Here is a 4109-nt window from a genome sequence, read left to right as displayed (position 1 = left end):
AATGACGATTCAAGTTTTACAGCGACACCAACGTGTGATGGCGCAGTAATGAGTAATGTCGTAACGCCAGGCGGAACTTTTGCATTAACAACCACAGGAGCGACGATAGATTCAGCAACAGGAACAGTAACAGGTGCTGCATCCGGATCCACACATACCGTAACCTATACAACAACAGGTACATGTCCAACGACAACTACGGTAAACTTTACAGTATTAACAACAGACGATCCAACTTTCACGATGCAACCAACGTGTGATGGAGCTGTAGTAGATAGTTCAGTATCATCAGGCGGAACCTATGCTTTTAATCCATTACCAGGCGACGGAGCGCTAATAGATTCAGGTACAGGAACGATTACAAACGGTACATCAGGAGCAACCTATACAGTAGAACATACTACAAGTGGAGTATGTCCAGCATCCACAACAGTAGATGTAACAGTATATCCATTAGAAGACCCAAGTTTTACGGCAACAGCGACTTGTGATGGTGCAACAGTAGCAATAACAGGAGACGTAGGCGGAACGTTTGCCTTAAACCCAGATCCAGGCGCACCAGTAACAATAGACGCAGCAACCGGAGAAGTAACAGGCGGCGATTACGGTACAACATATACGATAGAATATACCACCGCAGGACCATGTCCAGAAGTAAGCACGCAAACTGTTACCACGTTAACAGAAGATGATCCAAGCTTTACAATGATACCAAATTGTGATGGAGGAACTGTAGATACAGTAGCGATGCCAGGTGGGACGTATACGTTTAACCCAGCAGCACCAGCAGGCGATACCGTACAAATCAATCCATCAACAGGAGAAGTAACGATGGCAACTCCAGGAACAAGTTATACGGTAGAATATACCACAGCAACCCAATGTCCAGCAACAAGCACATTTGTATTAAATGTATTACCAGCAGACGATTCAAGCTTTACGTTAGACCCAACCTGTGACGGAGCAATAGCCACAATCACAGGTATGACAGGCGGAACCTTTACATTAACAAGTACAGGCGCAACGATAGATCCTACAACAGGAGAAGTAACAGGAGCATTACCAGGATCAACACATACTGTAGAGTATACGACTAACGGAGCATGTCCAACAACAACAACACAAAATGTGACTGTACATCCAGAGGTTATAGCAATAGATCCAACACCATTAGAAGTATGTGATGATAACATACCAGACGGTATCACACAAATCGATTTAACATTAAAAGATACCGAAGTTACAGGTGGTATAGCGAGTTATGTAGCAAGTTATTACTTAACATTACCAGAAGCAGAAACAGCTACAAACCCACTACCAATCCCATATACAAACTTAGCTAATGGTCAAATAGTTTATGTAAGAGTAGAAGACGCAAATACAGGATGTTATGATACCACTACGTTAGAGTTACAAGTAGAACAAGCACCAACAGCCTTTACACCAACAGCGTTAGAGTTTTGTGATCCAGACAGTGATGGTTTTGGAGAATTTATGTTAACCGATGCAGACACGCAAGTAACAGGCGGCGCAGCAGGATTAGTGGTTACGTATCATGAAACGATGAGTGATGCAGAGAACAATGTAAATGCCTTATCAAGTCCATACGATAACATTGTTTTTGAAACACAGACTATTTATGTAAGAGTAGAGAGTCAAACCATAGTAACAGACTGCGCAAGCTATGTCGAGTTACAGTTAATAGTAAATGAAACACCACAAATAGAATTAACACCAGCAGCATTAGAAGAATGTGATGATGATACCGATGGATTAGCTGCATTTGATTTAACACAAGCAAATGACGAGCTATTAAACCTATTAGACTCAGATACAAGTAATGATATAGACCCATCAGAGGTAACCATTACTTACTATCAGTCAGAAGCAGATGCAGAAGCACCGTCAAATGCAATAGGCACACCATCAAACTATACCAATGTTACACCGGATATGGAAACAATATGGGTGCGAGTAGAGTATAATGCTACAGGATGCTATACAGTGACCGATTTAAACTTAATAGTTAATCCATTACCAGTATTAGTACAACCAGATCCATTAAATCTATGTGATTACAATAATCCAGGAGATGAGCAAGAAGTATTTACGTTAGAAGATGCTAATGCACAAATCCTAAATGGGCAAACGGGTATTACGTTAACATACTATGATACACAAGCAGGAGCAAATACAGCAGATGCAGCCGCACAGATTTTTAGTCCATATACAAACGGACCAAACCCACAGACCGTATATGTAAGAGCAGAAGATGATGTTACCGGATGTGTAAGTACAATTACTTTAGATTTAAGAGTAAACCCATTACCATCACCAGCAACACCATCACCATTAGTAGCTTGTGATGATGATAATGATGGTTTTTATACCGAATTTGATTTAGACAGTCAAACAACCACCATTATTAACGGAGAGCCAGACATTAGTATTAGTTATTATGAAACCTTAACCAATGCACAAAACGCAACAGATCCAATACCAAGCACATTGCCTTACGAGAATATAGATCCAGACGTTCAAACTATTTATGTAAGAGCAGAGAATGATATAACAGGATGTTATACAATAGTAACAATGGATTTAATAGTAGAGGAGTCACCAGTTATCCCAACAGATTTAGAAGATTATGTTATATGTGATGATGACGATGATGGGTTTAATCAATTTGATTTTAACACAGTAATGACGCCACAAATATTAGGGACGCAAAACCCAGCAGATTATGTGTTAACCTATCATGTGACACAAGCCCAAGCAGAAACTGGAACAAATCCAATAGTAAACACAGGTAACTATACCAATCAGAGTAATCCACAAACTATTTATATACGATTAGAAAGTAATATAAATGGATGTGTAAGTTTAGGAGAATTTGAAATTAGAGTAGAGTTTCCACCAGTCATAGTACAGCCAACCGCATTATCAATATGTGATGAGTTAGATGCTAATTACTATGAGAACAATGATCAGTATGCTGTATTTGATTTAACAGTAAAGAATGATGAAATTACAGGCGGTGTAGGAAGTTGGACAGTGACGTATTACGAAACACTAGCAGATGCTCAAGCAGACACTAACGCAATACCAGATCCAACGATGTATCAAAATACAGATCCAGGCGCACAAACAGTACATGTAAGAGTAACGGATAATGATACAGGGTGCTTCTCATTAACAACATTAACCATACGCGTATTACCAAACCCAACACCAACACCAGATCCAACAGATTTAGAGTTGTGTGATGATGTAAACATAGTAGGACCAAATGATATGATAGAAGCATTTGATTTAACGACATACGAAGTTGCTATCATAAATGGAGAAGCAGGTGTAACAGCAAGTTACTACACAAGTTTAGACGATGCATTAACAGGAAGTAATGCAATAGCAGACGCAACAATGCACACAAACGAAGATCCAGATAATCCAGGAACAGCTATCAACCCTCAAACAATCTATGTAAGAGTGACAAACGGAGATGACGAAACAGGATTAAACGGAACAGGCTGCTTTACAATAGTAGATTTTGATATAACAGTAAACGCATTACCAGTAGTAAGTCCAATCGAAGATTATATTATTTGTGAATTAAACACAGATGAAGTAGCAGGCTTTGACTTAGAAAGTAAAACAACCGAGATACTAAACGGTCAAGATGCAACAGTGTTTACAGTAACCTATCATGATACACAAGCCGATGCCGATGCAGGAGTAAATGCTTTAGTAAGTCCGTATAACAATACAAGTAATCCTCAAGTTATTTATGTAAATATTACTGATACAACAACAGGATGTGATATCACTACAATGTTTAATATAGAGGTAAATGAGGCAGCGCAAGCAAATCAATCAATGCCAACGTATTATGAATGTGATGATAATATAGAATTTGATGGTAACCCAGCAAATGACAGTGTACAGTTTGATTTATCAAGTCAAGACGCTGCAGTGTTAATGGGTCAAGATCCAGCAAACTATATAACAAGTTACTATGAGACTTTAGCAAATGCCGAAGCAGCTACAAACCCATTACCGTTGCTGTATGAAAACATCTCAAACCCACAAGTAATCTATGTACGCGTAGA

1 protein-coding gene is annotated in these 4109 nt (G+C 39.1%); it reads left to right on the top strand.

All coding sequences use genetic code 11. From position 1 onward, the window contains the following. Positions 1-4109: hypothetical protein (locus FHS04_RS14260; RefSeq protein ID WP_183408384.1), on the top strand; the 4109-nt coding region annotated here is incomplete at both ends.

The sequence above is a fragment of the Mesoflavibacter zeaxanthinifaciens subsp. sabulilitoris genome, from assembly GCF_014191595.1.
Taxonomy (GTDB): Bacteria; Bacteroidota; Bacteroidia; order Flavobacteriales; family Flavobacteriaceae; genus Mesoflavibacter; species Mesoflavibacter zeaxanthinifaciens.
Note: the sequence above shows the minus strand (reverse complement) of the source record. Positions and strands in the feature narration are given on the sequence as shown.